At 66.9% G+C, this 26,902-nt stretch carries 27 protein-coding genes and 1 tRNA gene; 8 read left to right on the top strand and 20 right to left on the bottom strand.

Annotated elements, in window-relative coordinates; genetic code table 11:
- Positions 1-48 precede the first annotated feature (48 nt).
- The 6 genes from ACJASC_RS09830 to purC form a co-directional block, all read right to left on the bottom strand.
- Positions 49-2,787 (bottom strand): Rne/Rng family ribonuclease, encoded by a 2,739-nt coding sequence (locus tag ACJASC_RS09830; RefSeq protein WP_415145595.1) that lies wholly within the window; start codon positions 2,785-2,787, stop codon positions 49-51.
- Positions 2,788-3,215: 428 nt separating this feature from the next.
- Complete coding sequence (locus ACJASC_RS09825) at positions 3,216-4,550, bottom strand: sigma-54-dependent transcriptional regulator (RefSeq protein WP_021694226.1); 1,335 nt, start codon at positions 4,548-4,550, stop codon at positions 3,216-3,218.
- Positions 4,551-4,559: 9 nt separating this feature from the next.
- Positions 4,560-6,308: a sensor histidine kinase gene (locus ACJASC_RS09820; protein WP_021694225.1), complete on the bottom strand. Its 1,749-nt coding sequence runs from the start codon at positions 6,306-6,308 to the stop codon at positions 4,560-4,562.
- Positions 6,309-6,390: 82 nt separating this feature from the next.
- Positions 6,391-7,059 carry a phosphoribosylformylglycinamidine synthase subunit PurQ gene (purQ, locus tag ACJASC_RS09815; protein ID WP_415145592.1) on the bottom strand — a complete coding sequence of 223 codons (669 nt, stop codon included), beginning with the start codon at positions 7,057-7,059 and terminating at the stop codon, positions 6,391-6,393.
- Between the two features lie 246 nt (positions 7,060-7,305).
- Positions 7,306-7,545 (bottom strand): phosphoribosylformylglycinamidine synthase subunit PurS, encoded by a 240-nt coding sequence (gene purS / locus ACJASC_RS09810; protein WP_021694223.1) that lies wholly within the window; start codon positions 7,543-7,545, stop codon positions 7,306-7,308.
- Between the two features lie 53 nt (positions 7,546-7,598).
- Positions 7,599-8,360: a phosphoribosylaminoimidazolesuccinocarboxamide synthase gene (gene purC, locus ACJASC_RS09805; protein WP_021694222.1), complete on the bottom strand. Its 762-nt coding sequence runs from the start codon at positions 8,358-8,360 to the stop codon at positions 7,599-7,601.
- A 181-nt stretch (positions 8,361-8,541) separates the two neighbouring features.
- Here purC and ACJASC_RS09800 point away from each other — a divergent pair, with 181 nt between their 5' ends.
- From ACJASC_RS09800 to bmt, 3 genes are all read left to right on the top strand, one after another.
- The gene (locus tag ACJASC_RS09800; protein WP_021694221.1) at positions 8,542-8,856 is read left to right on the top strand and encodes a DUF1476 domain-containing protein; all 315 of its coding nucleotides are present in this window, start codon (positions 8,542-8,544) and stop codon (positions 8,854-8,856) included.
- 152 nt (positions 8,857-9,008) lie between these two features.
- The gene (locus tag ACJASC_RS09795) at positions 9,009-11,003 is read left to right on the top strand and encodes a phosphatidylglycerol lysyltransferase domain-containing protein (RefSeq protein WP_415145589.1); all 1,995 of its coding nucleotides are present in this window, start codon (positions 9,009-9,011) and stop codon (positions 11,001-11,003) included.
- Complete coding sequence (bmt, locus tag ACJASC_RS09790; protein WP_021694219.1) at positions 10,966-11,979, top strand: betaine--homocysteine S-methyltransferase; 1,014 nt, start codon at positions 10,966-10,968, stop codon at positions 11,977-11,979. The genes ACJASC_RS09795 and bmt overlap by 38 nt, the downstream gene beginning before the upstream one ends.
- A 66-nt stretch (positions 11,980-12,045) precedes the next feature.
- On the opposite strand, the gene ACJASC_RS09785 is transcribed toward bmt, so the two are convergent.
- The 3 genes from ACJASC_RS09785 to ACJASC_RS09775 form a co-directional block, all read right to left on the bottom strand.
- Positions 12,046-13,515, bottom strand: coding sequence for a carboxypeptidase M32 (locus ACJASC_RS09785; RefSeq protein WP_415145586.1), 1,470 nt, complete (start codon positions 13,513-13,515; stop codon positions 12,046-12,048).
- Positions 13,512-14,669, bottom strand: a complete 1,158-nt coding sequence (gene ctaA, locus ACJASC_RS09780; protein WP_415145584.1) for a heme A synthase — start codon at positions 14,667-14,669, stop codon at positions 13,512-13,514. Before ctaA ends, ACJASC_RS09785 begins: the two co-directional genes overlap by 4 nt.
- 101 nt (positions 14,670-14,770) lie before the next feature.
- Positions 14,771-15,514, bottom strand: a complete 744-nt coding sequence (locus tag ACJASC_RS09775) for an RNA methyltransferase (protein WP_415145582.1) — start codon at positions 15,512-15,514, stop codon at positions 14,771-14,773.
- Between the two features lie 75 nt (positions 15,515-15,589).
- Between ACJASC_RS09775 and ACJASC_RS09770 the strand changes: the two genes are divergently transcribed.
- Together ACJASC_RS09770 and ACJASC_RS09765 are read left to right on the top strand one after the other, a co-directional pair.
- Positions 15,590-15,919: a TfoX/Sxy family protein gene (locus ACJASC_RS09770; RefSeq protein ID WP_415145580.1), complete on the top strand. Its 330-nt coding sequence runs from the start codon at positions 15,590-15,592 to the stop codon at positions 15,917-15,919.
- A 52-nt stretch (positions 15,920-15,971) separates the two neighbouring features.
- Positions 15,972-16,598, top strand: coding sequence for a thiamine phosphate synthase (locus ACJASC_RS09765; RefSeq protein WP_415145578.1), 627 nt, complete (start codon positions 15,972-15,974; stop codon positions 16,596-16,598).
- Here ACJASC_RS09765 and olsA read toward each other — a convergent pair.
- The 3 genes from olsA to ACJASC_RS09750 all read right to left on the bottom strand — a co-directional run bounded on the left by olsA (position 16,574) and on the right by ACJASC_RS09750 (position 18,555).
- A complete protein-coding gene (olsA, locus tag ACJASC_RS09760; RefSeq protein WP_415145576.1) occupies positions 16,574-17,452 on the bottom strand; it encodes a lyso-ornithine lipid O-acyltransferase in 879 nt (292 codons plus the stop codon). The genes ACJASC_RS09765 and olsA overlap by 25 nt on opposite strands.
- Entirely contained in the window at positions 17,449-18,210 is a 762-nt protein-coding gene (locus ACJASC_RS09755) for a GNAT family N-acetyltransferase (RefSeq protein WP_415145574.1), read from the bottom strand. Before ACJASC_RS09755 ends, olsA begins: the two co-directional genes overlap by 4 nt.
- A 159-nt stretch (positions 18,211-18,369) precedes the next feature.
- Positions 18,370-18,555, bottom strand: a complete 186-nt coding sequence (locus ACJASC_RS09750; RefSeq protein ID WP_021694211.1) for a DUF3553 domain-containing protein — start codon at positions 18,553-18,555, stop codon at positions 18,370-18,372.
- Positions 18,556-18,585: 30 nt separating this feature from the next.
- Between ACJASC_RS09750 and ACJASC_RS09745 the strand changes: the two genes are divergently transcribed.
- Positions 18,586-19,179 (top strand): histidine phosphotransferase family protein, encoded by a 594-nt coding sequence (locus ACJASC_RS09745; RefSeq protein ID WP_415145572.1) that lies wholly within the window; start codon positions 18,586-18,588, stop codon positions 19,177-19,179.
- Here ACJASC_RS09745 and ACJASC_RS09740 read toward each other — a convergent pair whose 3' ends face one another.
- The 7 genes from ACJASC_RS09740 to ACJASC_RS09710 form a co-directional block, all read right to left on the bottom strand.
- Positions 19,180-20,445, bottom strand: coding sequence for a glutamate-5-semialdehyde dehydrogenase (locus ACJASC_RS09740; protein WP_415145570.1), 1,266 nt, complete (start codon positions 20,443-20,445; stop codon positions 19,180-19,182).
- A 53-nt stretch (positions 20,446-20,498) separates the two neighbouring features.
- Entirely contained in the window at positions 20,499-21,605 is a 1,107-nt protein-coding gene (gene proB, locus ACJASC_RS09735; RefSeq protein WP_045320014.1) for a glutamate 5-kinase, read from the bottom strand.
- The gene (obgE, locus tag ACJASC_RS09730; RefSeq protein WP_021694207.1) at positions 21,593-22,633 is read right to left on the bottom strand and encodes a GTPase ObgE; all 1,041 of its coding nucleotides are present in this window, start codon (positions 22,631-22,633) and stop codon (positions 21,593-21,595) included. Before obgE ends, proB begins: the two co-directional genes overlap by 13 nt.
- Positions 22,634-22,733: 100 nt before the next feature.
- Complete coding sequence (locus ACJASC_RS09725) at positions 22,734-23,249, bottom strand: GNAT family N-acetyltransferase (RefSeq protein ID WP_415145567.1); 516 nt, start codon at positions 23,247-23,249, stop codon at positions 22,734-22,736.
- A gap of 11 nt (positions 23,250-23,260) precedes the next feature.
- Positions 23,261-23,809: a GNAT family N-acetyltransferase gene (locus tag ACJASC_RS09720; RefSeq protein ID WP_021694205.1), complete on the bottom strand. Its 549-nt coding sequence runs from the start codon at positions 23,807-23,809 to the stop codon at positions 23,261-23,263.
- Between the two features lie 151 nt (positions 23,810-23,960).
- The gene (gene rpmA, locus ACJASC_RS09715) at positions 23,961-24,230 is read right to left on the bottom strand and encodes a 50S ribosomal protein L27 (RefSeq protein WP_017928738.1); all 270 of its coding nucleotides are present in this window, start codon (positions 24,228-24,230) and stop codon (positions 23,961-23,963) included.
- 12 nt (positions 24,231-24,242) lie between these two features.
- Positions 24,243-24,842, bottom strand: a complete 600-nt coding sequence (locus ACJASC_RS09710; RefSeq protein WP_415145564.1) for a 50S ribosomal protein L21 — start codon at positions 24,840-24,842, stop codon at positions 24,243-24,245.
- 217 nt (positions 24,843-25,059) lie between these two features.
- Between ACJASC_RS09710 and ACJASC_RS09705 the strand changes: the two genes are divergently transcribed.
- Complete coding sequence (locus tag ACJASC_RS09705) at positions 25,060-25,389, top strand: hypothetical protein (protein WP_415145562.1); 330 nt, start codon at positions 25,060-25,062, stop codon at positions 25,387-25,389.
- Here ACJASC_RS09705 and ACJASC_RS09700 read toward each other — a convergent pair whose 3' ends face one another.
- Complete coding sequence (locus ACJASC_RS09700; protein WP_415145560.1) at positions 25,390-26,229, bottom strand: hypothetical protein; 840 nt, start codon at positions 26,227-26,229, stop codon at positions 25,390-25,392.
- 161 nt (positions 26,230-26,390) lie between these two features.
- Here ACJASC_RS09700 and ACJASC_RS09695 point away from each other — a divergent pair.
- A tRNA-Ser gene (locus ACJASC_RS09695) sits at positions 26,391-26,480 on the top strand.
- The last annotated feature ends 422 nt before the right edge of the window (positions 26,481-26,902 follow it).

Genomic DNA, 26,902 nt, shown 5'->3' with positions numbered 1-26,902 from the left:
GGCAGGTTTCCCTGCCCGGCCTTCCTTCGCATTCCGCGAAGCTACGGATCAGCGGCCGATCGACCACCAGCCACGGCGGCGCGGCTTGGTCTCTTCCTCGTCCGCGTCGGCACCGGCATCCACGGTCTCGCGGGGAGCCTCTTCGGCCTCGGGCGCCTTGCGGGTCTGCGCGACCGTATCGGCAACCTGCTGCGCAACCTCGGGCATCACCTCGGGGGCCTCGGAGGCCGGAGCCGCTTCGGGCCTGTCGCCCGCCTCGGCCTCGGCCGCACCGGCGGCGGCGGGCTCGGCCGCGGCCGGGACCGGGGCGGTCTCGGCGACCTCCTCGGCCTTGGGCTCGGCCTTCTTTCGACGGGTCCGCTTGGGCTTGGGTGCAGCCTCGGCCTCGGCCTCCGCCGGCTCGGCGGCGGGGGTGTCGGCCTTCTTGCGGCGCGTGCGCTTGGGCTTCGGTGCCTCTTCGGCGGTAGGCTCGGCTGCGGCTTCCGCCTCGGGAGCCGTGGCAGGCGCGTCCTCGGCGGTGTCCTTCTTGCGGCTGCGCGTGCGGGTCCGCTTGGGCTTTGCCTCGGCCTCCGTCTTGGCTTCGGTGACGGCCTCCGTCGCGGGTGCCTGCTCGGCCTCGGTCGCCGTGGCCGGTTCGGGAACCTTGGCGGTTTCGGCCTCGGCCACCGGATCGGAGCCGGTTTCCTCGTCCTCGTCGGAATCATCTGCGTCGTCATCGCTCCGATCGTCGCCCTGCGCATCGGCTCCTTCGCCGTTGCCGCCCCGGCGCCGACGCCGACGGCGCCGCTTCTTGCGAGGCTTGTCGTCCTCGTCCGCCGCCTCATTGGTCTCCTGCCGCGACGAGGTCTCGGTCGTGATCTCCGCTTCGGCCTCGGCGACTTCTTCCTCTTCGACCTCATCATCGGCGTCGAAGTCGTACTCGGCGTCGAGCGCCTCCATCAGCGCGGCCGACGATACGATCGGCGCGACCTCGGGCACGGCGCGTGTGGCGGTCTTGAACTTCTCGACCACGAAGTCGGGCGAGATCAGCGTGGCGTCGCCCTCGACCCGCACGGCCATGCCGTAACGCTGCTCGATGGCGGCCACGTGTTCGCGCTTGTGGTTCATCAGGAAATTCATGATCGCGTAGGGAACGCGGACCAGCACTTCCTTGGTGCGGCCGCGCACGCCCTCTTCCTCGAGCTGGCGCAGGATCGCCAGCGCCACGTTGTCGTCCGAGCGCAGCAGGCCGGTGCCGTGGCAATGCGAGCATGGCTGGGTCGTCGCCTCGAGCATGCCCGGGCGCAAGCGCTGGCGGCTCATCTCCATCAGGCCGAAGCCCGAGATACGGCCGACCTGGATGCGGGCGCGGTCGGTCTTGAGCTTGTCCTTGAAGCGCTTTTCCACGGCGGTGTTGTTGCGCCGCTCGTCCATATCGATGAAGTCGATCACGATGAGGCCCGCGAGATCGCGCAGCCGCAGCTGGCGCGCCACCTCGTCGGCGGCTTCGAGGTTCGTCTTGAGCGCGGTCTGCTCGATCGAACCTTCCTTGGTGGCGCGGCCCGAGTTCACGTCGATGGCGACGAGCGCCTCGGTCACGCCGATCACGATGTAGCCGCCCGAGGGCAGCTGGACTGTCGGGTTGAACATGCCCGCGAGGTAGCTCTCGACCTGATAGCGGGCAAAGAGCGGCAGGCTGTCGGTGTAGGGCTTCACGTTCTTGGCGTGCGACGGCATGATCATCTTCATGAAGTCGCGCGCGGTGCGGAAGCCGTCGATCCCTTCGACGATGACCTCGTCGATCTCCTTGGAATAGAGATCGCGGATAGACCGTTTGATGAGATCGCCTTCCTCGTAGATCTTGGCCGGCGCGATCGATTTCAGCGTCAGCTCGCGGATCTGCTCCCACATGCGCTGCAGGTATTCGTAATCACGCTTGATCTCGGACTTGGTGCGCTGCGATCCGGCGGTGCGGATGATCAGCCCTGCGCCTTCCGGCACATCCATTTCGCCCGCGATCTCCTTGAGTTTCTTGCGATCCGCGGCGTTGGTGATCTTGCGGGAGATGCCGCCACCGCGCGCGGTGTTGGGCATCAGCACGCAGTAGCGGCCCGCCAGCGACAGGTAGGTGGTGAGCGCCGCACCCTTGTTGCCGCGCTCTTCCTTGACAACCTGCACCAGCATGATCTGCCGGACCTTAACGACTTCCTGGATCTTGTAGCGCTTGGGACGCGGCTTGCGCGCGGGGCGCACGTCCTCGCTGTCATCCTCGTCGGCGACGCTTTCGATGCCCTCGTCCTTGGACGCGGCGTCATCCTCGTCCTCGTCCTCGGCGTCGATCACCTCCATGCCGGAGATCTCGTCGTCGCTTTGGGTGCTGACGGCGTCGGAGCCGGCCTCCGAGGCGCGGCTCCGCGAACGCGAGCGGCGGCGACGCGGTCGATCGCCGCCGTTTTCCTCGGCCTCGTCGGTCTCGTCATCCGCGCCCGCCGCCTCGGCTTCGGCCTTCATGCTCTCGGCATAGGCCTTTTCCTCGGCCAGCAGCGCCTCGCGGTCGGCGACGGGGATCTGGTAGTAGTCGGGGTGGATCTCGGAGAAGGCGAGAAAGCCGTGCCGGTTGCCGCCGTAATCGACAAAGGCCGCCTGCAGCGACGGCTCTACGCGCGTGACCTTGGCGAGGTAGATGTTTCCCGCGAGCTGACGGCGGCTCTGGCTTTCGAAGTCGAATTCCTCGACCTTGTTTCCGTCACAAACCACGACGCGGGTCTCTTCCGCATGCGTGGCGTCGATGAGCATTTTCTTTGCCATGTTATCCATTCGCATGGCGCGCCGACTGACGCCCCCGGGGGGGCGCCTGTCGCGCGCTCATGTCCGATTGTGGCGATGACGCGCGTATCGGCCTCCGTGCGGCCCCTCGGGGCCGTCAACGGGTCGCCTGCATGCTGCGCGCGTTGCATCGCGGTTCTTCCTCGGCCCTAGGGGCCAGTTCATGCCCGGCGGCCATCCAGATGAGCGGGCCGGTCGGGGTCAGGTCAACGGCCCCTCTCGGGGCCGGTCTCGTCCGCCTCCGGTGCCGGGGAACCCCGTCGCAAAGGGAGCGGAAAATCCGTCCGGGCAACGGCGCCAAGCGCATGCCCGTTCCGACCTTCATAGCGGCACTTGTCCACATGACACAATGACGAATGTGAAAGGCCGCCCCGAAGGGCGGCCCGATCATCAATCGATAGCCCTGTTTTTTACAGGTAATCCGAACGTTGCAGCCCGTATTTGGCCATCTTCTCGTTGAGCGTTCGCCGCGGCAGACACAGCTCGTCCATCACCGCCACGATCGACCCCTTGTGGCGGCGCATCGTGTTGTCGATGAGCATCCGTTCGAAAGCCTCAACGAATTCCTTGAGCGGCTTGCCCTCCGTGGTCATCGCCTGATCGCTCTGCTCGTCGCCATCGGTCATCAAGAGCGAGGCGATCGAGCCCGACCCGCGCCGGTTCTGCAGCACCGCGCGTTCGGCCACGTTGATGAGCTGGCGCACATTGCCAGGCCATGGCGCCTGCAGCAGCTGCGCCGCCTCCTGCGCGCTCACCTCGGGTGCGTCGCAGCCGTATTCGTCGGCGAACTGCTCGGACAGCCGGGTGAACAACGACAGGATGTCTTCGCCGCGCTGACGCAGCGGCGGCACGATAATGCGCAGGGCCGCCAGACGATAGTAGAGATCGGGCCGCAGCACGCTCTCGCAGGTCTTGCCTTCGTCCTGCAGGTTGCAGATCGCGACGATGCGCGTCTCGGCGGGCGTGCCCTGATCGTTGATCGCGGTCAGCAGCCGGGCCTGCATCGCGCTCGACAGCGCCTCGATGTCCTCGAGCACCAGCGTGCCGCCGCGCGCCTCCTCGAGCGCCGGGATCGGGTCGTCCTCGCCCGCGGGGCCGAAAAGCCGCGCGCCGAGCCGTTCCTCGTCATAGGCCGAGCAGGAGATCAGCACGAACTTCTTGGAGGCTCGCGCGCCCACCGCATGCAGCGCATGCGCCACCAGCGTCTTGCCGGTGCCGGTCTCGCCCTCGATCAGCACGTGGCCGTCGGCCTGGCCCAGATCGAGGATGTCCTCCTTGAGCCGTTCCATCACCGGCGAGGAACCGATCAGCTTGTTCATCAGCGCCGAGCCGTCCGACAGCTCGCGGCGAAGCGCGCGGTTGTCGAGCACGAGGCGGCGGGCACTGCTGGCCTTCTTCGCGAGCTCGGTCATCCGGTCGGGGTTGAACGGCTTTTCGAGAAAGTCGAACGCGCCGATCCGCATCGCCTCGACCGCCATCGGCACGTCGCCATGGCCGGTGATCATGATCACCGGAAGCGTGCTGTCGACGCTCTTGAGCTTTCGCAGGAATTGCATCCCGTCCATGCCCGGCATGCGGATGTCGCTCACCACGATGCCGGGGTAATCGGCCGTCAGCCCCTTGAGCGCCTCTTCGGCGCTGGCAAAGCTCTCGGTGTCGAAGCCCGACAGCGCCAACCACTGGCTGATCGACTGGCGCATGTCTTTTTCGTCATCGACGATGGCGACCTTCATGGTCTTGCTCATGGGAGCCCCCTATTCCGCCGCTGCCATTTCTTCTTCCAAGATAGGCAGCTGCACTTCGAAAACAGCCCCGCCGCCGGATGCGTTCCGCGCGGTCAGCCGTCCGCCGAGATCGTTCACGATCCCGGAGGAGATCGCGAGACCAAGCCCGACACCGTCGCCAGGCGCCTTGGTCGTATAGAACGGCTCGAACAGCGCATCGAGGTTCTCGATGCCCGGGCCGTTGTCATGCACGGTAAGGACGACGGCGTCCTCGACCGTGAGCGTGATGTCGATGCGCGGATCCCGGACCTCCTTGGTGGCATCCAGCGCGTTGCGCAACAGATTGATGATCACCTGCTCGAAACGCAACCTGTCGCCCAAAATCATCGCGGGTCCGGAAGGCAGCGTACGGTTGATCGCGACCGAGCGGGTCTTGAGCTGCGGCTCCATCATGGCGAGCGCCGATGACAGCGCGGCGCGCGCATCGACCGGTTCGAAGGCCTGATTGCCCTTGCGGGCATAGGATTTGAGCTGTCGGGTGATCGCGCCCATCCGGTCGATCAGATCGTCGATCCGCTGGAACGAGGAGAGCGCCTCCTCCGGGCGGCGGCGCTGCAACAGCAGCCGCGCCCCGGCGAGATATGTCTTCATCGCCGCCAGCGGCTGGTTCAGTTCGTGACTGACGCTGGCCGACATCTCGCCCAGCACGGCGAGCTTGGAGCTTTGGGCGATGGTCTGCTCGGCGCTTTCAAGATTGCGCTCGACCTGCTGGCGCTGCGCGATCTCGCGCTGCAGCCGCATGTTGAGCCGCCGCAGCTGGTCGCTTTCGCGCCGCACGAGCAACAGCCGAGAGGCAGATTTGCGCGAGCTGATCCAGAAGGTCAGCGCCAGCAGCATTGCAAATCCCATGATTTCAAGCGCCAGCACACCGTTCACCCGCTCGCGTACGCTCGTGTAGGCGGTGAAGGTCACCATCTTCCACCCTTGGAACGGCACCCGCAGTTCGCGCCGCATCACCGCCTCGCCGCGCAGATAGGCGTCGATCGGCAGGGCGGTCCAGTCGGTGGCAAGAAAGGCCCGTTCGATCGCCGATGGCGCGGACTGGCGCTCCAGCGCCTCACTCTCGGGCAGGCCGCGCCAGCGCGGCTCGGTCGACAGGATGATCTCGCCGGTGCTGTTGGTGACGAGCACGGCGTCGGAAGTGCCGGCCCAGCTGCGCTCGAGCTTGGCCAGATCGACCTCGACCGAAATCACTCCCAGCGCCGCGCCGTTGGCGTCAACCTTGCGCGAATAGAGGAATGAGTAGCCGCCCGTGGGCCGCTGGAAGATCGTGAAGATGGTGGAGTTCGCACGCATCGCATCGATGAAATAGGGCGCGCTGCGATGCGTCTCTCCGAGGCGATTGCGGTCGGTCGCCGCGACGATCCGACCGTCGCTGTCATAGAGCACGAGCGAAGCCGCGCCGATCTCGTCGACGAAGGACAAGAGCCGCTGGGTCGAGCGCGAGAAGTCGGAGGAGGACAGCGCCCCGATCAGCTCGGGGTCGCGCGCCAGAAGCTGGGGCACGATGGAGTTGCGCTGCAGCTCGGAGATCAGGTTGCCGACATAGAGCGTGAGGCGCACGTCGGTGCGGGTGCGCGTGGCTTCGGTGAAACGCTCGGTCAGCAGCACGTTCGTCACCCAGATCACCGCGATCGCGGCAAGGCAGAACAGCGCCAGCGCTATGCGCGGAGCCCAACTGCGCCGTGGACGCGGCCGTCTGGAAGTGTCGTTCGCCATGCAGACGGGTTTACGCCGCGCCGGGCGGCGCGGCAAGCCGGGGCGGATCACGCCGCATTCACAGGCGGCGTGAGATCGAGGCTCAGGCCGAAACCAGCGCGCCCACGAGGCTGACGAACAGGCCGCGCCCGTCGGTGCCGCCATGTCCCGCATCCACCGCCCGCTCGGGGTGCGGCATCATGCCGAGGACGCGGCGGTTCTCGGAGAGCACGCCAGCGATGTCGCCGGTCGAGCCGTTGGGGTTGTCGCCATAGGTGAAGGCGATCCGGTCCTCGGCGCGCAGCCGATCGAGCGTCGGCTGATCGACGAAGTAGTTGCCGTCGTGATGGGCCACGGGGATATGAAGCGTCGCACCCTCGGCGTAGCCGCTGGTGAAATCGCTCCGGGTGGTCCCGATCTCGAGCGGGATCGTCTTGCAGACGAAGCGGATGCCGGCGTTGCGCATCAGCGCGCCGGGCAGCAGGCCGGTTTCGGTCAGCACTTGGAACCCGTTGCAGACACCCAGCACGTAGCCCCCCTTCTGCGCGTGATCGATCACGGCGCGGCAGACCGGCGACTGCGCGGCGATGGCGCCGCAGCGCAGGTAGTCGCCGAAGGAGAAGCCCCCCGGCACGGCGACCAGATCGACGCCGCGCGGCAGACCGGCATCCTTGTGCCAGACCATTTCGACCTCGGCACCGGCGGCGCGCAGGGCGACGGCCATGTCGCGATCGCAGTTGGATCCGGGAAAGACGATGACGGCGGCCTTCATGGCGGGCATCCTTCGGGGTCTGGGGCGGGACCGCAAACGGGGGTCGGCGGAACCGCGAACGAGGTAACTGGAGGCCGGGGGCTCTGGCGGCCCGCGGCGCGAATTCAGGTCGGCGGTGGCGCCCTCCCCTGCAACCACCGCCGCATCGCTCCCGGTGCTCAGGCCCCCCGAAGACGGCCGAGCGATGCCCGAAAGCGAAACCTGTTCCAAAGACGCGAACGCCGCCCCGAGAGGCGGCGCGCGACCTCAGCTCAGGTCGATCTTGTAGCTTTCGATCACCGTGTTGGCGAGAAGTTTCTCGCACATCTCGGTCACTTGGGCCTCGGCGGCGGTCGCATCGTCCCCCGCGAGGTCCAGTTCGATCACCTTGCCCTGCCGGACGCCCTCGACGCCGTCGAAGCCCAGCGCGCCGAGCGCATGGCGGATCGCCTCGCCTTGCGGGTCGAGGACTCCGGTCTTCAGCATCACCTGCACGCGAGCCTTCATGCGCGCCGCTCCTTCTTCTTCGATCTGTCAGTCGGTCCGGTCGACCCGACGCCTCAGTTGATGAGCGTCGGGCGGGGACGGTGGGTCACGTTCGAGGGCAGCACGCCCAAGCGTCGCGCCACCTCGGTATAGGCATCCGTGAGGCTGCCCAGATCCTTGCGGAACACGTCCTTGTCGAGCTTCTGGCCGGTCTCGATGTCCCACAGCCGGCAGCTGTCGGGCGAGATCTCGTCGGCCACGACGAGGCGCTGGAAGTCGTTGTCCCAGATCCGGCCGATCTCGATCTTGAAATCCACCAGCTTGATGCCGACGCCGTGCATGACACCCGACATGAAGTCGTTGACCCTGAGAGCCAGCGCCACGATGTCGTCGAGATCCTGCTGGGAGGCCCAGCCGAAGGCGATGATGTATTCCTCGGGCACCAGCGGATCGCCGAGCTTGTCGTCCTTGTAGGAGAACTCGATGATCGGACGCGGCAACGGCGCGCCTTCTTCCATGCCCAGACGTTTGGCCATGGAACCGGCGGCAAAATTGCGCACGATGACTTCGAGCGGAATGATTTCCACCTGACGAATCAACTGCTCGCGCATGTTCAGCCGCTTGATGAAATGCGTCGGCACGCCGATCGACTGCAGCCCAGTCATGAAGAATTCGGACAAGCGGTTGTTGAGCACGCCCTTGCCCTCGATCACCGCCTTCTTCTCGGCGTTGAAGGCGGTCGCGTCATCCTTGAAATACTGGACCAGCGTTCCCGGCTCGGGGCCTTCATAAAGGATCTTCGCCTTGCCCTCGTAAATCTTCTTGCGACGTGCCATGCGCTCTCCACGGGGTTTCGCGCGCCAAGGCCCCGGATGTCGGGGCGACGCAGCAGGTCCGTGACCGGATTGCTGCGTAACGCGGCCTTGAGGGCCTCATAGTCCAAGCCCCCCTTGCGGGCAAGGTGTCGCGGGGCGTATCCTTTATTGCATGGGGCGGAGGCGCGGAAAGGCAAGTCAAATGACGATTTTCGATGAACGGGAGCATGCGTTCGAGGCGAAGTTCGCGCATGATGCAGAGATGAAGTTCCGCGCCGAAGCCCGGCGCAACCGGATGCTCGGCTTCTGGGCCGCCGGCCTGCTGGGCAAGGAGGGCGACGCCGCCGCCGACTATACCCGCGAGGTCATCAAGGCCGAGTTTCAGGAGGCGGGCGACGACGACGTGTTCCGCAAGCTGCGCCGCGACATAGGCCACCTGATGAGCGACGAAGAGATCCGCGAGAAGATGGCCGAGTTCACCATCGCAGCCAAGTCGGAGCTGTTGCAGGAAAACTGATACCCTGTTTCTCTACCGCCTATCCTACGGCCCCGGGGATCTCTTTTCGGTGGCTCGCCCCTCCTGCACAAGCCCGATTTTCAATCAAAGTCCGATACTGTCCGGCCGACCGCCGCGACGGTATTCAGGCCCTCTGACCCCGAGCCGCGCCCATGTCCGCATCCTCGCCTGAACCCGCCACGCGCGGAGCCCGGTCCCTTCCGCTCAGCTTTGGGCGAACCGCGCTGCGGCTGTTGCCGTTGCTGGCATTGGGCCTTGGCGCATGGCTTCTGGCGCAGCGCTGCGAGACCATCGATTTCGGCGCGGTCTGGCCCGCGCTTCGGGCGCTGCCTCCGCAGCAATGGATCGGCGCTCTGGCCTGCACCGCCTTGAGCCTCTGGGCCTTGGGTCAATACGACGTGGTGTTGCACCGTGCCATGGGCACCGGCATCGCTCCCGCCCGCGCCCGCGCGGCGGGCATGCGCGCCATGGCCATCGCGCAGACCGTGGGCTTCGGCAGCCTCACCGGCGCGCTGGTGCGCTGGCGCAGCCTGCCCGAATGCGACCTATGGACGGCGACGCGGCTGTCGCTGTGGGTTTCGGCCTCCTTCATGGGGGCGCTTGGCGTGCTGGCGGGGCTGTCGTTGCTCTTGCTCGATGGGCACACGGCGCTGGCCGCGCTTCTGGCGATCGTGGTGATCGCGGGGGTGTCGCGGATCACCCGCCTGCCCGGCCTGCCGCAGATGCGGGCGGGCACGCTGCCCCGGCTGATCGTCTGGACCGCCATCGACACCTGCGCCGCGGGCGCCGTGCTCTGGCTCCTGCTGCCGGCGGACGTCGAGATCCCGGCCTCGGCGGCAATCTTCGCCTATCTCGCGGCGCTGGGCGCGGGCCTCGCCAGCCAGAGCCCCGGCGGCGTCGGCGCGTTCGAGCTGTGCCTTCTGGCGCTGCTGCCGCAGGTGCCCGAGGCCGACCTGATTGCCGCGATGATCGGCTACCGCGTCGTCTATCACGCGGTGCCCGCGCTGCTGGCGCTGCTCCTGCTGATCCGTCCGATGACCATCGATGCACGGCCGGGCCTGACCTCGGCCGAAGGGGCGGCACGGCACCGGGCGCTGTCCTGCGCGCCGCAGGCCGAATGGGGTCTCGTCTGGCAAGGCGCGCGGATTCTGCTGTCGCCCGATCAGGAGAGCGGCTGGCTCGTGCGGCGCACCGGCGGCACGCTGGCCGCGATCGGTGAGCCGCTGGGCCGCCCCGAACTTTCGGCGCTGCGCGCCCATGCCAGCCGTCTCGGCTTCAACGCGGCGATCTACAAATGCGGGCCCCGCATGGCGATCCGCGCCCGCGCGGCGGGCTGGGCAGTCGAACGGATCGCCACCGAGGCGGTGATCGACACCGCCCGCTGGAGCCTCGATCGGCCCGCCTGCCGCGGCCTGCGCCGCAAGCTGAAATCCGTGGCCAAGGCAGGTGTTACGATCGAAACCGCGCCGCAAATCCTGCCCTTGGACGAGATGGCGCGCATCCATGCCGACTGGGCCGCGCGCTCGGGCGGCGAGCGAGGGTTTTCGATGGGGCGGTTCTGCCTCGAGCTTCTGAACCACCAATTCGTCGCGCTGGCCCGGCACGAGGGCGAACTGGTGGCCTTCGCCAGCTTCCATCAAGGCCGGGGCGACTGGACCCTCGACCTGATGCGCCAGACCGACACGGCCCCCGATGGCACGATGATGGCGCTGATCCTCGCCGCGATCGAGGCCGCCCGCGCGGCACAGGTGCCACAGCTGTCGCTCGCCGCGCTGCCACAGATGCCGCACTGGATGCCCGGATGGGCCTGCGCGAAAGTGGCGGCCCGGCCCGGCGGCGCGGGGCTCGAGCAGTTCAAGCGCGGCTTCGGGCCCGGCTGGCGACCGCTCTACGCCGCCGCCCCGACCCGTCTCGGTCTGTTGCGCGCCGGGATCGAGATCGCGCGCGCCGTGCACGTGCCCGCGCCGCTCCACGCCGAACCGCCGATCCCCGACATTGAATTCGGCGGCGCTCCGGTGCAGAAGGGCGGCGATACCGCCCGGCGGCCGATCCGGCTCCCGGTCTTCCGCGGCGCTGCGCCGCGCCTCACTGACCAGACAGGCCCCGCCAATGACCGACGCGCTTACCCGACTTCTCGAAACCCGTGACTGGCTTCTGGCCGACGGGGCCACGGGGACGAACCTGTTCAACATGGGTCTGAGCTCGGGCGACGCGCCCGAGCTTTGGAACGTGACCGAACAGGACAAGATCCGTGCACTCTATGCCGGTGCCGTCGATGCGGGATCGGACCTGTTCCTGACCAACAGCTTCGGCGGCAACGCCTCGCGGCTCAAGCTGCATCAGGCGCAGGACCGGGTGTTCGAACTCAACAAGGCTGCCGCCGAGCTGGGCCGCGAGGTCGCCGACAAGGCGGGCCGCACGGTGATCGTCGCGGGTTCGGTCGGCCCCACGGGCGACATCATGGCGCCGATGGGCAGCCTCACCCACGAGATCGCGGTCGAAATGTTCCACGAGCAGGCAGAGGGCCTGAAGGCGGGCGGCGCCGATGTGCTCTGGGTCGAGACGATCTCGGCCGCCGAGGAGTTCCGCGCCGCCGCCGAGGCGTTCGGCAAGGCCGACATGCCTTGGTGCGGCACCATGAGCTTCGACACGGCGGGCCGCACGATGATGGGCCTGACCAGCGCCGACATGGTCAAGATGGTCGGCAAGCTCGACCACGCGCCGCTGGCCTTCGGTGCCAATTGCGGCACCGGGGCGTCGGACCTGTTGCGCACGGTTCTGGGCTTTACCGCCGCCGGGCCGGAGCGGCCGATCATCGCCAAGGGCAATGCCGGCATCCCCAAGTATCAGGATGGCCATATCCATTACGACGGAACGCCCGAGCTGATGGCCGACTATGCCTGCCTCGCGCGGGACGCGGGTGCGACGATCATCGGTGGCTGCTGCGGCACCATGCCGGACCATCTGCGCGCCATGCGCGAGGCGCTGGAGACCCGCCCGCGCGGCGAGCGTCCGACGCTGGAAACCATCGTCGAGAAGCTGGGCGGCTTTTCCTCGGCCTCAGACGGGACCGATGGCGCAGGCCCTGAACGCGCGGCGCGGCGCGGCCGTCGCCGGAGCTAGGGCTCGAAATGTAAAAACCCCCGCGACCTTACGGTCGCGGGGGTTTTTACATGGGTGGCCGGCAAATCACAGATCGTAGAGCGCACTGAACTTGGCTTTGAGATAATCGAGCAGCGGCGCTTCGGACGGTGCTGCACCACAAGCCGCCTTGATCGTCTCGCGCGGCGACATCAGCGCCCCGTGGCGCTGCACCTTGTCGCGCAGCCATGTCGTGGCACCCGAGAGGTCGCCGCGCGCCAGTTCGGCGTCGAGGGCGGGTCGGTCGGCCCGCAGCGCCGCGTGCAGGCAGCCCGCATAGACGTTGCCGAGGCTGTAGGTCGGGAAATACCCCATCAATCCCACCGACCAGTGCACGTCCTGCAGGCAGCCATTCGAGGGCTTGTCGACGGCAAAGCCGAAATCGGCGGCAAAACGGTCGTTCCAGGCCGCTTCGAGGTCGTCCACCGCCAGATCGCCGGAAATCAGCGCCCGCTCGAGATCGAAGCGCATCATGACATGCAGGTTGTACTGCACTTCGTCCGCCTCGGTGCGGATATAGCCGTTCGAGACACGGTTGACGGCGCGGACGAACTCCATCGGGTCGGTGATGCCGATATCGCCGAAGGTGTCGCGCATACGGCCCAGCAGCCAACCTGCAAAGGCAGGAGACCGCGCGAGTTGGTTCTCGTAGATCCGGCTCTGGCTTTCATGCACGCCCATCGACACGCCCCGTCCGATCGGCGTCAGCAGGTGGTCGGGGTCGACGTTCTGCTCGTAGCTTGCGTGACCGACCTCGTGGATCGTCGAATAAAGGCAGTTGAACGGATCGACCGGATCGGTGCGGGTGGTAACACGCACATCGCTGCCGGAGCCCGAGCAGAAGGGATGCACCGCCTTGTCGATACGCCCGCGCGAAAAATCGTAGCCGAACAGCCCTGCCAGCTCGCGCGAAAGCGCCAGCTGTGCCGCCTCGTCGAAGCGGCCCGCAAGCGCGGCAGGCTGCGGCTTGTCCAGTATCGCCGCCCGCAGCGCCACGAGGCGCGGACGCAGGGCACCGAACATCTCGTCGAGCTCGGCGGCCCGGGCGCCCGGCTCGTAATCGTCGAGCAGCGCGTCATAGACGTCCCCGCCTTGCGCCAGAGCCTGCCCCTCCTCCTGACGGAGCGCCACGACGCGCCGCAGGGTCGGCAGGAAGGCCGCGACATCCTCGGCGGCGCGGGCCTCGGCCCAGACGCCCTGCGCCACCGAAGTGACGCGGGCAATCTCGGCGGCGAGCTTTGCGGGCACCTTCTTTGCGCGCTCGTAGGCGCGGCGGATCTCGCGCAGGTTGGCCTCGGCCACCGCGTCCCCCGCCTCGGCTTGCGCGAGCCAGTCGCCAAGGCGCGAATCGGTGCGGCGCGCGTGCAGCACGCCCTCCATCGCCGCCGATTCCTCGCCGCGCTGGGCGGCGGCGCCGCGTGGCATCATCGTCTCCTGATCCCAGCCGAGACGGCCCGCCACCTGCGCCAGCGCCTCGGTCTCGCGCGCATGCGCCATCAGATCGTCATACACAGTCATTTGCGGATCTTCCTAAGGGACTGGACATAGGGGTAGCGGGTGAGAAAGCGGGCGCGCAGGATCAGCACCCACAAGAGCACCGCGCCGAGCTGATGCGTGATCGCGGCATGGAGCGGCGCTGCGTAGATCGCCGTGACGATGCCGAGGACCATCTGCACCACCAGCATCGCCAGCACGGCATTGACCGCGAGGCGGGTCGACGGGTGCGGCGACCGGCGGCCCCGCAACCAGACGACGACGCCGAGGATCATCAGCAGGTAGCCCGACATGCGGTGGATGAACTGCACCAGCCCCGCATCCTCGAAGAAGTTGCGCCAGATCGGCTCGAGCTGGAACGGATCGGGCGGCAGGAAGCTGTCGCCCATCAGCGGCCAGGTCGGAAAGGCGCGGCCCGCGTCGATCCCCGCCACCAGCGCCCCGAGGATGATCTGCAAGAAGCCCAGATGCATCAGCCCGGTCATCCCGCCCCAGAGCTTGCGCTCGGCCGAGCGGCGAGCCTGCAGCAGATCGACCTCTCGCCGCTTGAGCCGCAGGATGTACCACGTGATCAAGCCAAGAATCGCGAAGGCGAGGCCGAGATGCGTGGCGAGGCGGTAGGAGGCGACGGTCACCATGCCGTCCTGAAGCCCGCTATGGACCATCCACCAGCCGACCGCGCCTTGAAGCCCGATCAACGCGCCGAGACCCAGAAAGCGGGTCTTGAAGCCCGCCGGAATGCGCTTGGTCACAAGAAAGCCCAGAAAGCCCAGCGCCCAGACGAGGCCGATGGTGCGGCCAAGCTGGCGATGGCCCCATTCCCACCAGAAGATGCGCTTGAACTCGGACATCTCCATGCCTTGGTTCATCAGCTCGTATTGCGGACTGGCCTTGTAATTGGCGAACTCCACATCCCAATCGGCGGCCGAGAGCGGCGGGATGGCCCCCGAGACCGGGTTCCATTCCGTGATCGACAGCCCGCTGTCGGTCAGCCGCGTCATGCCACCGACGAAAACGATGGCGGCGACGAGCACGAAGAGAATGCCGAGCCAGATCCGCAACCCGCGGCGCGCATCGGCGCGACCGCGGTCGATGCCGCCGGGGGTGGCGACGGATTTCTGGCTCGTGCCCACCTCCTCGAAAATGGAGCGGGGTCGCTTTTCCGCCTGTTTCGCCATGTCGGGGCCTCCGGTCTGATCGGCGCGCAGACTAGGCGCGCGCCCTGCGGGCGACAACACCCGCCATTGCAACGACTTGGAATGCGCGAAGGGCTATGCCCTCAGCCGCGCTCCTTCCAGCGGACCATCTGTCGCATCACCCCGTGCAGCGTCTGCACGTCCGAACGCGTCAGGGGCATCCGGCTCCACAGGTTGCGCATGGTCTGCTTCATGTGGGCGGCCTTGTGCTCGGGGAAATAGAACCCCGCCTCCTCGAGCCGCTCCTCGTAATGCTCGGCGAGCTTTTCGACCTCATGCGCCTGCGCCCATTCGGCCCCCGCCATCTCGATCCGGCGATCGGCCACCTCTGTCGAGGCGCGACGCCACTCATAGGCCATGAGCAGGACGCATTGCCCGAGGTTGAGAGAGGCGAATTCGGGGTTCACCGGGACCGAGACGATGACGTTGGCGCGCGCGATGTCGTCGTTCTCCATGCCCGCGCGTTCGGGTCCGAACATCACAGCGACCTTCTGGCCCTGCGAGATCCGCTCGGCGGCGTCGCGCATCGCGGCCTCGGGCGTCATCACCTCCTTGGTGAGACCGCGCGGCCGGGCCGTGGTGGCGTAGACGAAGGTGCAGTCCGAGACCGCCTCGGCGGTGTCGCCTGCCAGCATCGCCTCGTCCAGAAGCCGCCCTGCGCCGGAGGCCAGCGCCACCGCCCGCTCCTGCGGCCAGCCGTCGCGCGGGGCCACGACACGCATCCTGTCGAGGCCGAAGTTCCACATCGCGCGCGCCGCAGCACCGATGTTCTCGCCCATCTGCGGGCGGATCAGGACGAAGGCGGGCTGTGGCTTGGGGTCGGTCATGATGGTCCCGGGGCTAGGCGGAAGGATGCGCGGCGGTGTAGCCTCGGGGGACGTCCGAGACAAGGAGTGGCACCGATGGCCTATGACGAAGGACTGGCGGCGATGTTGCGCGACGATCTGAACGGGCGGCCGGGCATCTCGGAAAAGCGGATGTTCGGCGGTCTGGCCTTCATGCTGTTTGGCAACATGCTGTGCGGCGTCACCTCGCAGGGCGCGATGTTCCGGGTCGGCAAGGAACGCGAAGCCGAGGCGTTGGAGATTCCCGGCACCGGGCCGATGATGTTCACCGGGAAGCCGATGGGCGGCATGGTCGCGGCCGCGGACGAGACGGTGGCCGACGACGATTCACGCGGCACGCTGATGGCGCTGGCCTTCGCCCATGCCGAAAGCCTGCCTGCGAAGTAGCCAAGCCCCGCGATCCCCGATATAGGGCGGCCTCGAAGTGCAGGAGGCCCTCATGAGCGACCAAGACGACGCGCCGCAGATCTATCTCGTCACCCCGCCCGAATTCGAACTGTCGGAGTTTCCCGACCGGCTCGCCGCCTGCCTCGATGCCACGGAGGTCGCCTGCGTGCGCCTCGGGCTCGCCACGCGCGACGAGGACCGTATCAGCCGCGCCGCCGACGCGCTGCGCGAGATCACCCATGCACGCGACGTGGCGCTGGTGATCGACACCCATGCCAAGCTCGTGACCCGGCTCGGGCTCGACGGCGTGCATCTCACCGATGGCTCGCGTTCGGTGCGGGCCACCCGCAAGGATCTCGGCGAGGACGCGATCGTCGGCGCGTTTTGCGGCAACTCGCGCCATGACGGCATGACCGCGGGCGAGGTGGGGGCGGATTACGTCTCCTTCGGCCCGGCGGGGGCCACCGATCTGGGCACCACGCCACAGGCCGAGGCCGAGCTGTTCGAATGGTGGTCGATGATGATCGAGGTGCCGGTGGTGGCCGAGGGCGCGCTCGACCTCGATCTCGTGCGGCGCCTTGCCCCGCATGCCGATTTCTTCGGGATCGGCGAGGAGATCTGGCGTGAGGCCGACGCGGCGGAGATGCTGCGCCGCTACGCCTCGGCCATGGCGGGCTGAACTGCCGGTTGCTCCAGCGCGCCGGCGCTCTTCAGCCCTGCGCGCACGACGCCCTCGAGCTTGCGCGCCAGCGCCTTGCGGTCGGGATGGTCGGCGACCCGCAAGGCCGGGTGATAGATCACCTCGATCCGCCCATGCCGCCGCGCCGACAGCATCCGCAGCATGTGCGGCCCGAACTCCATGTCGCCCCACCAGCCATAGAACCGCGCATCACGGCCTCGGGGTGCGCGGTAGACTACGCTCACCGGCTGAATCTCGAGGTTCGGCTGATCGGACGACAGGAAGGCCGCGAAAAGCGTCGCCTTGAACGGCAGCACCCGCCGCCCGTCGGTCGAAGTGCCCTCGGGAAAGAACACCAGCCGATGGCCATGCGCCAGCCGCTCGCGCATCAGACGCACCTGCGCGGCGGCCTCACGCCGCTCGCGGCGGATGAAGACGGTGCCCGTGGCGCGCGCCAGCCAGCCGATGCCGGGCCAGCCCGCCACCTCGGCCTTGGACACGAAATAGACCGAAGCCTTGGCGTTGAGCGCGAAGATGTCGAGCCAAGACGCATGGTTGGCGACCATCGCCCCGTGCCCCTCCATCGGGCGGCCGGTCAGCCCCAGCCGCAGCCCCAGGATCGCAAGGGCGGCGCGGCAGGCCCCTTGGGTGATGCGCGAGGTGACCGGGCGGCTCAGCCCCCAGATCCGCCGCTCCAGCGGTCGTAACGCCAGCGACACCGCCAGTGCCAGCAGCATGACGCCGCCCAGAAGCGGGGCGCGCCACGCCACGCGCAGCCAACCGACCGGATCGGGGCCATCCCATGGCGCGGGTTCGACCCCGTGCCAGGTCAGGGGCTCGGGTGTGCCTCTCATCCGCGCGCGCCGTAGCGGGCGCGCTGGCCCGCATGGGCCAGGTTCATGTCGAGGATCATGCAGACATCCGTGGTGTTGAAGGCGCGGTCCGAGAACACGCCCTGCCCGACCCGGCCGCCGATCCGTAGATAGGCCTTGATCAAGGGCGGCATCACCCGCATCGCCGCCGCCCGGTCGAGATCTGCGACCACCGGCATCGCGTCATGATCCACCTGCCGGCTCGTCACCCGCAATTCGGGCGGGGCGAGGTGATCGCGGCCCAAAAGCGCCAGCGGCCCGAGATGCGCGCGCGGATCGGCCCCTTGGAACGAAGCGGTGCCGAACAGGATCTCGATGCCGCGCGCCTCGATATGCGCGGCCAATCCCTGCCACAACCGGAACATCGCCGTGCCGCCCCGGTAGTCGCGATGCAGGCAAGAGCGCCCCAGCTCCAGCAGCCGCCGCCCGGAGCGCTTGAGCGGGGCGAGGTCGAACTCGTCCTCGGTATAGAACTGCCCCATCCGCGCAGCGCCCTCGTCGTCGAGCAGGCGGTAGAGCCCGACGATGCGCGCGCTTTCGGGCCGCGCCTCGTCGATCAGGAGCAATTGCTCGGTCACCGCGTCGAAGCGGTCGCGCTCGCGGCCCGTCTCGTGATCGACCATCTCACCATCGCCGCCCAGTTCACGCACGAAGATATCGTAGCGCAGACGCTCGGCCTCGGCATGCTCGGCCGCGTCACGGGCAAGCCGCACCGACAGGACAGGAGAGGACAGGATCATCGGCGTCGGATCGGACTCGGCACAGGCGCCATGAGGGCGGTCTCCGGATCGGGATGTTGCCTCCGGGTTCTAGGCGGGGTCGCCCCGCTTGGCAACAAGACTGCGCCGGCTCGCCTCAGTCGTTGACAGGTGGCGACGGTTCGCTACCTTGGGTTGAAATCAGTCACTCGCCGATACAAGGACAAGCGCCACCTTGGACCCATCGAGCACCACCTTGCCCTCTTCGCGGAAATTCACGGTAATGCGGCCACCGATGTTGGACTGGATCTGGCCATTGCCCCATTCGGGACGATCGGGATGGCGCACGATCATGCCCGGCGTGAGAATGGAATTCAAATCGGCCATCGCGGCCTCCTGCTGTCTTGGGAACACGCCATGAGCGACGATCCGGATCTCGGCGCGCTGATCGCTTCGCGCCTGTGCCACGATCTTATCAGCCCGCTGAGCGCGATCGGCAATGGGGTGGAGCTTCTGGCGTTGACCGCCCCGCCCGGGCCCGAGCTGTCGCTGATCTCCGAAAGCGTTGAGAGCGCCCTCGCCCGCATCCGCTTTTTTCGCCTCGCCTACGGCGCCGCCACGACCCGTCAGATCATCGGCAGGAACGAGGTCGTGTCGATTCTCGACGCGGTGTCGCGCAGCGGCCGCCTGCGCCTTGATTGGGAAGTGACCGAGGATCTGACCCGCGACCGGGCGAAGCTGGCCCTGCTGCTCATCGCCTGCCTTGAAGCGGCACTTCCCTATGGTGGCAGCATCACGGTCGACGGGTCGGTCGATGCACTTCGGCTGCGCGGGCATGGGCCACGGCTCCGGATCGAAGCAGATGCTTGGAACCGGCTGCGCGGCCTCGAGGTGACGAGCGACGCCAGACCCGGCGAAGTGCAATTCGCGGCGGCCGCGGCCCTGCTGCGCGCCCGTGCCCGCCCGGCGTCGATCGAGACGGGCGAGCACGGGATCGAAGTCAGGCTTTGATCAGCTGCGAACCGCGCCGTCACCGACGACGAGATACTTGAAGCTGGTCAGCTGCTCGGCCCCCACGGGGCCGCGCGCATGCATCTTGCCGGTGGCGATGCCAATCTCGGCCCCCATGCCGAATTCACCACCATCGGCGAACTGGGTCGAGGCGTTATGCACGAGGATCGCGCTATCGACCCGCTCGAAGAACCGCTCGGCGGTCGCCTTGTCCTCGGTCAGGATGCCGTCGGTATGGTTCGAGCTGTAGGCGCGGATATGCTCGATTGCGCCGTCGACATCGCGGACAGTCTTTGCCGCAATATCCATGTCCAGATACTCGCGGCCCCAATCCTCCTCGGTCGCAGGGGTCGTGCCCGCGACATCGGCGAACTCGGGCGCGGCATGCACGTTGACACCTGCCTTGACGAGCGCTGTGACGATGTCGCGGCCAAGGCTGTCCTTGAGGTCCTCATGCACCAACAGGCATTCGGCGGCGCCGCAGATGCCGGTGCGACGGGTCTTGGCGTTGAGCACGACTTCGAGCGCCTTCTTGGGATCGGCGGCCTTGTCGACATAGATGTGCACGATGCCTTCGAGATGGGCGAAGACCGGCACCCGGGCCTCACGCTGCACCAGCCCGACGAGGCCCTTGCCGCCGCGCGGCACGATGACGTCGATATGGTCCGTGGCCTTCAGCATCTCCGAGACGGCGGCGCGGTCGCGGGTCGGCACCAGCTGGATCGCATCGGTCGGCAGCCCGGCCTTCTCAAGGCCGGTCTTCAGGCACTCGGTGAGGATCGTCGAGGAGTTGAGCCCCTCGGAGCCGCCGCGCAGGATCACGGCATTGCCCGCCTTGAAGCACAAAGCGCCCGCGTCGGCCGTCACGTTGGGACGGCTTTCGTAGATCACGCCGACCACGCCGAGCGGCGTACGCACGCGGCGGATGTTGAGGCCCGATGGCATGTCCCATTCGGTGAGCACCGCGCCCACCGGATCGTCCTGCCCCGCGATGGCGCGCAAACCATCCACGATGGATTGGATGCGGTCGTCATCGAGCTTGAGCCGGTCCATCATCGCCGGGCTGATGCCCTTTTCGGTGGCAAAGCTCTGATCTTTGGCGTTGGCCTCCTTGATCTCCTCGCGGCGGCGCAACACCTCCTCGGCGGCGGCTTCGAGGGCGGTCTTTTTGGCTTCGGGCTTGGCGAAGGCCAGTTCGGCGGCGGCGGCGCGGGCACGCTCGCCGATATCCTTCATCAAGGCGGGAATGTCGGTGTGCTCGGTCATGCGGGTTCCTTTCGGACGCTGATTTCGGATCTGTCGAGAAGATGGAAGGTGCGTCAGACGACCATGTCGTCGCGGTGCACCAGCGAGGCACGACCCTTGTAGCCAAGCACCTTCTCGATCTCATCGCTCTGGTGGCCGCGAAGTTTGCGCGTCTCCTCGGCCGTGTATCGGGTCAGACCAAAGCCGACGCGGGTGCCGTCGGGCCCGGTGATGGCCACCGGGTCGCCACGGCCAAAACGACCCGAGACGCCGGTAACACCCGCAGGCAGCAGCGAATTGCCGTCAGCCAGCGCGCGAGCGGCCCCGGCATCGATGCGGATTTCGCCCTTGGGCTTCATCGCCGAGATCCAGTTTTTACGTGCTGAATGCGGATCGGTCTGCGCCTTGAACCAAGTAGCGTTGCAGCCATTCATGAGCTGTTTCAAGGGATTAAGTGGCGAACCTAGCGTAATCGCCATATCGCATCCGGCCTCCGACGCCACTTTGGCTGCGAGCAGCTTGGTGATCATGCCGCCCTTGGACAGGCCCGAAACGCCGAGGCCGGCCATGGCCTGGATCTCGGGCGTGATCTCCTCGACCTCTTCGAACCGCTTGGCCGAGGGATCGACATGCGGGTTGCCATTGTAGAACCCGTCGACATCCGACAGCAGGATCAGCTGATCGGCCCCGACCGTCACGGCGACCTGCGCCGCAAGACGGTCGTTATCCCCGTAGCGGATCTCGTCAGTGGCGATGGTGTCGTTTTCGTTCACGATAGGGATCGCCCCGAGGGACAGCAGCGTATCGAGCGTCGCCCGACTATTAAGGTAGCGACGACGACTTGTTGAATCATCAAGCGTAACAAGGACTTGTGCGGTGATCTTGCCATGCGGTGTGAACACGTCTTCGTAAGCCCGCGCGAGCCGGATCGAACCCACGGCGGCGGCGGCTTGGCTCTGTTCCACCGGTAGTTCGCCTTCGGGCAGGTGCAGAACACGGCGGCCGAGGGCGATCGACCCCGAGGACACGAGGGTCACTTCGGTCCCATTGTCGCGCAGCATCGCCACGTCTTCGGCCAAGCTGCGCAGCCAATCGGATTTGAGCTGTCCGGTTTCCCGGTCCACCAGCAGGGCCGAGCCGATCTTCACGACCAGCCTCTTGGCGTCCGTCAGGGTTGCCATGTCTTGTCTTCCTCTTCCGGTATTTCCTTCTGGCGCAGGCGGTTCGCATCGATACGCGCGCGCAGGGCACGCAGCACCTCGGTCACGCCTTCGCCCGTGGCGCCGGACATCAGCATTACTTCGCCACCGGATTCGGCAGCGAGTTCATCGGCCAGAAAGGCCCGTTCTTCTTCGTCCAGCGCGTCGATCTTGTTCAGCACCGTGATCCTCGGCTTTTCAGCCAAACCCCCGCCATAGGCTTCGAGTTCACCGATGATGGTACGATAATCGACCATTGGGTCGCCGGAGGTGCCATCGACAAGGTGCAAGAGCACCGCGCAGCGCTCCACATGGCCGAGGAACATATCGCCCAAGCCCCGGCCCTCTGAGGCCCCTTCGATCAATCCAGGGATGTCGGCCACTACGAATTCGACGTTGTCGACGCCGACCACGCCGAGGTTCGGCGCCAGCGTGGTGAAGGGGTAATCCGCGATCTTGGGGCGCGCGTTCGAGGTCGCAGCAAGGAAGGTCGACTTGCCCGCATTGGGCAGACCCAGGAGCCCCGCATCGGCGATCAGCTTGAGCCTGAGCCAGATCTCCCGCTCGACGCCCGGCTGGCCGCCATTGGCGCGGCGCGGCGACTGGTTGGTCGCCGATTTGAAATGCAGGTTGCCCCAGCCGCCATTGCCACCACGCGCCAGCACGACGCGCTGGCCCACCTCGGTGAGATCGGCGATCACCGTCTCCTCGTCCTCATCGAGAATCTCGGTGCCCACGGGCACGCGCAGCACGATGTCGTTGCCCGTGGCACCGGTGCGCTGGCTGCCTTGGCCCGCGCGGCCGTTCTGGGCAAAGAAGTGCTGCTGGTAGCGAAAATCGATCAGCGTGTTGAGACCGTCCACGGCCTCGGCGATCACGTCGCCGCCATTGCCGCCGTCGCCGCCATTGGGACCACCATACTCGATGAACTTCTCGCGGCGGAACGAGACACAGCCATTGCCGCCCGAACCGGAGCGGATGGTGACCTTTGCGAGATCGAGAAACTTCATGGGACGGCGCCTCTTGCGGATAAGCGCTTGAGGTAGCCGATCATGCCGCCGTTCTCAAGGGTGCGCGGGGGAGCGGCAGTCGCCGCTCCCCCGCGACTGGTCAGGCAGCCGCGGTGCGTTCCTGTGCCCGCAGCGCATTCCAGCGCGCCCGGGTGAGCCGCGTCTTCTGGCCCGGCACGTCGTGGCCAAGCACCATGGACGGCAGCATCTGCGGTCCCACCAGCTCGAAACCGAGCTTGTCGAGCACGCGGCCCGAGCCCGCGTTGTCGTCGTAGTACCCCGCCTCGACCGCCTCGGCGTCGCCGTTCGAGAAATGCGCATCGAGCAGCGCCCGCCCGGCCTCGGTGGCATAGCCCCGGCCCCAGCGGTCGCGCGCGAACCAGTAGCCCAGCGTCGGATCGATCGCGATGACCCCGGCAAAGCCGTCGGCGTCGATTACCGCACAGGCCGGAATTCGGCCTGCCTCGACCTCTCCCGCGAACCATTCGGCGTCGTCGCGGCCATAGGGATAGGGCACGCGGCTCAACCAGCGGGCGATCTCGATGTCCTGAAGGGCGGCGTGGATCGCCTTGACATCGGCCTTGCAGACCGGCCGGAGCCGGAGTCGTTCGGTCATCAGTTCCTGGGTCATTCGATCTTCAATGCATATGTCCATGTCGGCGCGGTGGCGCCACGGGCGACCGAATAGGCCTCGGCATCGCCCAGATATTCGAAACCGCAATTGGTCAGGACGCGGGCCGAAACGGCATTGTCCTGAAACACCTCGGCAAAGACCTGCGCCGCGCCATGCGGGTTGACGTTGATCAGCGCGCGCAGCGCTTCGGAAGCGAAACCCGTATTCCAGAAGGCGGGCGCAACCCAGTAATGCACCTCGGACTGACCACGATCCATGCGAGTCAGCGTCACGAGGCCCAAGACCTCGGCCAAGGCGTTCTCGGAGCCGTCGATGACCCAGACATCTTCGGTGCGGTCGGGACGCTGCGCCCGCTCGATCAGTTGGGTCACTGTGCCCGGAGGCAGCGGATGCGGAATCCGGCGCGTGCCGCGCGCGACACGCGGATCGGCAGCATAATGCGCGATCAACCCCTCGTCGGAGCGACGCAGCGGCCGCAGCACGAAACGCTCCGCCTCGATCACCGGCTGGCCGTCGCTCACCTTGATGTCATTGCTTCTCATGGGCCGCCTCCTCCGCTTCCCTGCTGCTCGGGCCCCGGTTCTGCGCCGGGGACTCATGGCGCCCTTATGGGCGACATCTATGTTCATAATGCGAACGGGGGACCGGTTTCTCACCGATCCCCCGTCGCTGTCGTCACATCGAGGTCCGGCGTTACTCGGCGGCCTCGGCGACCGGGAGCACCGAGATGAAGGTGCGGCCCTTGAGACCCTTGTGGAAGGTCACGCGGCCTTCCTCGGTCGCGAAGATGGTGTGGTCGCGGCCCATGCCGACGCCGGCGCCCGGCCACATCTTCGTGCCACGCTGGCGCATGATGATGTTGCCCGGGATCACGGCTTCGCCACCGAACTTCTTGACGCCGAGACGGCGTCCGGCGCTGTCGCGCCCGTTGCGGGAGGAGCCGCCTGCTTTTTTATGTGCCATGTGTCTCTCTCCTTAGGCCTTGAGGTCCTGGGACTGGGCAACCCAGCCCTCTTTCTCGATCTTGCCCTTGAGGCCAAGCTCTTCATCGTAGCGGGCGACGTCCGCTTCCGACCAGCTGGCAATCTGGGCAAAGCTGGTGACACCAGCTTCGATCAGCTTCTTCTCAAGCGCCGGGCCGACGCCCGAGAGCTTCTTGAGATCGTCGCCCGATGCGGCAGCCTTGGCGGGCTTGGCCGCGGGGGCGGTTTCGGCCGAACGCGGCGCGGAGCCCGCACCGATCGCGGCCTTGACGCCCGACTTGTCGGCGCCGTCGGCCAGCAGGTCGGTGACGCGGATCAGCGTCAGCTGCTGACGATGGCCCTTGGTGCGCTTGGACGAGTGCTTCCGGCGACGGCGCACGAAGTGGATGACCTTCTCGCCCTTGATCTGGTCGATCACTTCGGCCTGAACGCCCGCACCCGCGACGAAGGGCGCGCCGATGGCATCGCCGATCATCAGAATGTCGTTGAACTGGACGGTGTCACCCGCCTCTGCAGCCAGCTTTTCGACCCGGAGCACATCGCCCGAGGCCACTTTGTACTGCTTGCCGCCGGTCTTGAGAACCGCAAACATGTGTCGTTCCTTCGTATACCGCGTCGCTTGGGCCCCCCATACGGGGCGTTTCCGGAGCTTTTGGCCCCACCGTCGGACTGCGCGCCCCGATCGGGGCGGTCATTGAAAACCGCGACTTGCCTTGCGGATAGTCGCTCATCCCATGACAAGGGGTCTTGCCGGGATGCGGGCTTATCAACGAGGCGGTATCCCAAGTCAACCCCGCGAAAGGACCGTCATGCGCGCTCTTCCCCTCCTGCTGCTCCTCGCCGCCCTACCCGCCTGCGCGCCTGGCGCGCTGCCCGGCCTGCGCTCCACGCTGCTGCCTGCCACGGCGCAGGACAACGCCCGCCGGGGCGCGGTCGAGATCGCCGTGAAAGGCAATTTCGCATCCGTGCTTGACGACATCTCCCGAGGCGGTGGTTCCGCGCTGGAGCGCGCCTTCGATGCGGCGGGTGTGCCGCTCGCCGATCGCCCGGCCCGCAGGCTTCAGCTCACCGGCGATCTGGGGCTTTTCGAAAGCAACCCCGGCGCGCTTGTCACGTCGCTGCTGCTTTGGGGCGGGTGATCAGATCTCCTGCCCGGCCATCAGCCGCGCCGCCGTCTCACCCAGATCCCGCGAGATGCCGATCAGCATCGCATCATAGGCAGCAAAAAGCGCCTTGTTGAGATCGCGCCCCGCAGGCGCTTGCGAGAAGGCGACATAAGCCTCCAACTCCTCGGTCGTCGCCGGGCCATAGGCGAGGTTCAGAAAGGCATAGAGCCATTCAGTAGTGTCGCGCCGGATCTGCGGCTCTTGCAGCCAGATGTCGCTCAGGATCTCATTCTCTCCCATGGCGCCGCCAAAGGCTCCGCCGTCGAGCAGCGCCCGGGAAAAGGCGAGGCTCGCGTTGAGCGCGCCCGCGACATTGATCTCGATCAAGTTGTTCGTCGCGACGAAAGAATCAATCAGCGCGAACCGCTCTGTCTCTGCGTCCATTGCCTCCGCGGCCGATATCTCGGCCCCGGCCTCGACATCGGGGTCCAGCATGGCGCGCCGTGCCGATGCCTCGAGCCTCGAGAATCGCGCGCCCGGCCCGGTTTCGAAGAAGGCGAGCACCGGGCCGATCTCGTGACCCACCAACCCCTCCTCGAGCCCCCCCGCCAGCGCGTCCTGCATCGCCCGCGCGTCATAGATCCGCGCCAACTCTTCGCCCCAACCGGATCGGCCCTGCGCGAAAAGCTCCGCGCCCAGATCCGCGCCATAGGAGAGGCCCTCCTCGCGCATCACCGCCGTGATCTCGTCGAGCGACAGCGCCTTGACGAGCCGATCGATCTCCTGTGCGGTCAGCGCGCCAGCCGCATTCGGCGCGAGCGTACCCAGCACGATGGCGGCGAGAACGGCGAGAGGGCTTTTGTGACGCGGCATGGCATGGTCTCCGAAATGCGTCTTCCTGTGATAGGCTCTCGCCCCGCACATTCCAACAGCACAGCAAAGGCTGACGCCACGGTGACCGAAAACTTCGACAAATTCTCGTCGCGGGGGACTTGCGCCCGTCCGCGCCACTGGCTAAACGCCCCACAGACCGCGGAGAGGTGCCGGAGTGGTCGAACGGGGCGGTCTCGAAAACCGTTGAGCCTGCAAGGGTTCCCAGGGTTCGAATCCCTGTCTCTCCGCCAGTCTCCCTATGGCGTTGATGCCAAAGGAGAAAGCGAGACGATGTCCAGTAAGTCGTTGTCCAGAATGGACCACACAGGCGACGCTGAAGACATGCAGTATCTTATCCAACCTCGCGGCCCCGGCACTGGCTGGGTGTTCCGCATGGTCACTCCCCCTGAGCTTGTCGGCAAACCCAATCCGTGGACCGGCAAGGAGATTAAGAAGGGGCTTAAGACCCGCCGCCTTCCTGAAGCCCGGAAGCTCCGCGACGTTGCCCTAGGAGACGTCCGGAAGCTTGCCTTCGAGAACACGGATGCTGACCTGCTCCCCGCCGGTCCCTCGGTCATAACGAGAGTTTGCGGGTTTGAGATTGGTAGTTGGACTGGTCGTTTCGGGCAAGCGCGCCTGGCGTGGAGCCTTCAAATTGCTCAAGCGCCCGGCG

This window comes from Limimaricola cinnabarinus (assembly GCF_047631075.1).
Classification (GTDB): Bacteria; Pseudomonadota; Alphaproteobacteria; order Rhodobacterales; family Rhodobacteraceae; genus Limimaricola; species Limimaricola cinnabarinus.
This window is presented reverse-complemented; position numbering and strand designations above follow the sequence as displayed.

What these genes read in the sequence shown, in the direction of transcription:
- ACJASC_RS09725 (WP_415145567.1), bottom strand. Translation starts at nt 23,249, where the DNA reads ATGACCGAACGACTCCGGCTCCGGCCGGTCTGCAAGGCCGATGTCAAG.
- purQ (WP_415145592.1), bottom strand. Translation starts at nt 7,059, where the DNA reads ATGAAGGCCGCCGTCATCGTCTTTCCCGGATCCAACTGCGATCGCGAC.
- ACJASC_RS09710 (WP_415145564.1), bottom strand. Translation starts at nt 24,842, where the DNA reads ATGTTTGCGGTTCTCAAGACCGGCGGCAAGCAGTACAAAGTGGCCTCG.
- ACJASC_RS09820 (WP_021694225.1), bottom strand. Translation starts at nt 6,308, where the DNA reads ATGGCGAACGACACTTCCAGACGGCCGCGTCCACGGCGCAGTTGGGCT.
- obgE (WP_021694207.1), bottom strand. Translation starts at nt 22,633, where the DNA reads ATGAAGTTTCTCGATCTCGCAAAGGTCACCATCCGCTCCGGTTCGGGC.
- ACJASC_RS09775 (WP_415145582.1), bottom strand. Translation starts at nt 15,514, where the DNA reads ATGACCGACCCCAAGCCACAGCCCGCCTTCGTCCTGATCCGCCCGCAG.
- olsA (WP_415145576.1), bottom strand. Translation starts at nt 17,452, where the DNA reads ATGAGAGGCACACCCGAGCCCCTGACCTGGCACGGGGTCGAACCCGCG.
- ACJASC_RS09770 (WP_415145580.1), top strand. Translation starts at nt 15,590, where the DNA reads ATGGCCTATGACGAAGGACTGGCGGCGATGTTGCGCGACGATCTGAAC.
- ACJASC_RS09785 (WP_415145586.1), bottom strand. Translation starts at nt 13,515, where the DNA reads ATGACTGTGTATGACGATCTGATGGCGCATGCGCGCGAGACCGAGGCG.
- ACJASC_RS09740 (WP_415145570.1), bottom strand. Translation starts at nt 20,445, where the DNA reads ATGACCGAGCACACCGACATTCCCGCCTTGATGAAGGATATCGGCGAG.
- ACJASC_RS09750 (WP_021694211.1), bottom strand. Translation starts at nt 18,555, where the DNA reads ATGGCCGATTTGAATTCCATTCTCACGCCGGGCATGATCGTGCGCCAT.
- ACJASC_RS09765 (WP_415145578.1), top strand. Translation starts at nt 15,972, where the DNA reads ATGAGCGACCAAGACGACGCGCCGCAGATCTATCTCGTCACCCCGCCC.
- ACJASC_RS09720 (WP_021694205.1), bottom strand. Translation starts at nt 23,809, where the DNA reads ATGAGAAGCAATGACATCAAGGTGAGCGACGGCCAGCCGGTGATCGAG.
- ACJASC_RS09745 (WP_415145572.1), top strand. Translation starts at nt 18,586, where the DNA reads ATGAGCGACGATCCGGATCTCGGCGCGCTGATCGCTTCGCGCCTGTGC.
- ctaA (WP_415145584.1), bottom strand. Translation starts at nt 14,669, where the DNA reads ATGGCGAAACAGGCGGAAAAGCGACCCCGCTCCATTTTCGAGGAGGTG.
- ACJASC_RS09700 (WP_415145560.1), bottom strand. Translation starts at nt 26,229, where the DNA reads ATGCCGCGTCACAAAAGCCCTCTCGCCGTTCTCGCCGCCATCGTGCTG.
- bmt (WP_021694219.1), top strand. Translation starts at nt 10,966, where the DNA reads ATGACCGACGCGCTTACCCGACTTCTCGAAACCCGTGACTGGCTTCTG.
- ACJASC_RS09705 (WP_415145562.1), top strand. Translation starts at nt 25,060, where the DNA reads ATGCGCGCTCTTCCCCTCCTGCTGCTCCTCGCCGCCCTACCCGCCTGC.
- purC (WP_021694222.1), bottom strand. Translation starts at nt 8,360, where the DNA reads ATGGCACGTCGCAAGAAGATTTACGAGGGCAAGGCGAAGATCCTTTAT.
- rpmA (WP_017928738.1), bottom strand. Translation starts at nt 24,230, where the DNA reads ATGGCACATAAAAAAGCAGGCGGCTCCTCCCGCAACGGGCGCGACAGC.
- ACJASC_RS09825 (WP_021694226.1), bottom strand. Translation starts at nt 4,550, where the DNA reads ATGAGCAAGACCATGAAGGTCGCCATCGTCGATGACGAAAAAGACATG.
- ACJASC_RS09800 (WP_021694221.1), top strand. Translation starts at nt 8,542, where the DNA reads ATGACGATTTTCGATGAACGGGAGCATGCGTTCGAGGCGAAGTTCGCG.
- proB (WP_045320014.1), bottom strand. Translation starts at nt 21,605, where the DNA reads ATGGCAACCCTGACGGACGCCAAGAGGCTGGTCGTGAAGATCGGCTCG.
- ACJASC_RS09830 (WP_415145595.1), bottom strand. Translation starts at nt 2,787, where the DNA reads ATGGCAAAGAAAATGCTCATCGACGCCACGCATGCGGAAGAGACCCGC.
- purS (WP_021694223.1), bottom strand. Translation starts at nt 7,545, where the DNA reads ATGAAGGCTCGCGTGCAGGTGATGCTGAAGACCGGAGTCCTCGACCCG.
- ACJASC_RS09755 (WP_415145574.1), bottom strand. Translation starts at nt 18,210, where the DNA reads ATGATCCTGTCCTCTCCTGTCCTGTCGGTGCGGCTTGCCCGTGACGCG.
- ACJASC_RS09795 (WP_415145589.1), top strand. Translation starts at nt 9,009, where the DNA reads ATGTCCGCATCCTCGCCTGAACCCGCCACGCGCGGAGCCCGGTCCCTT.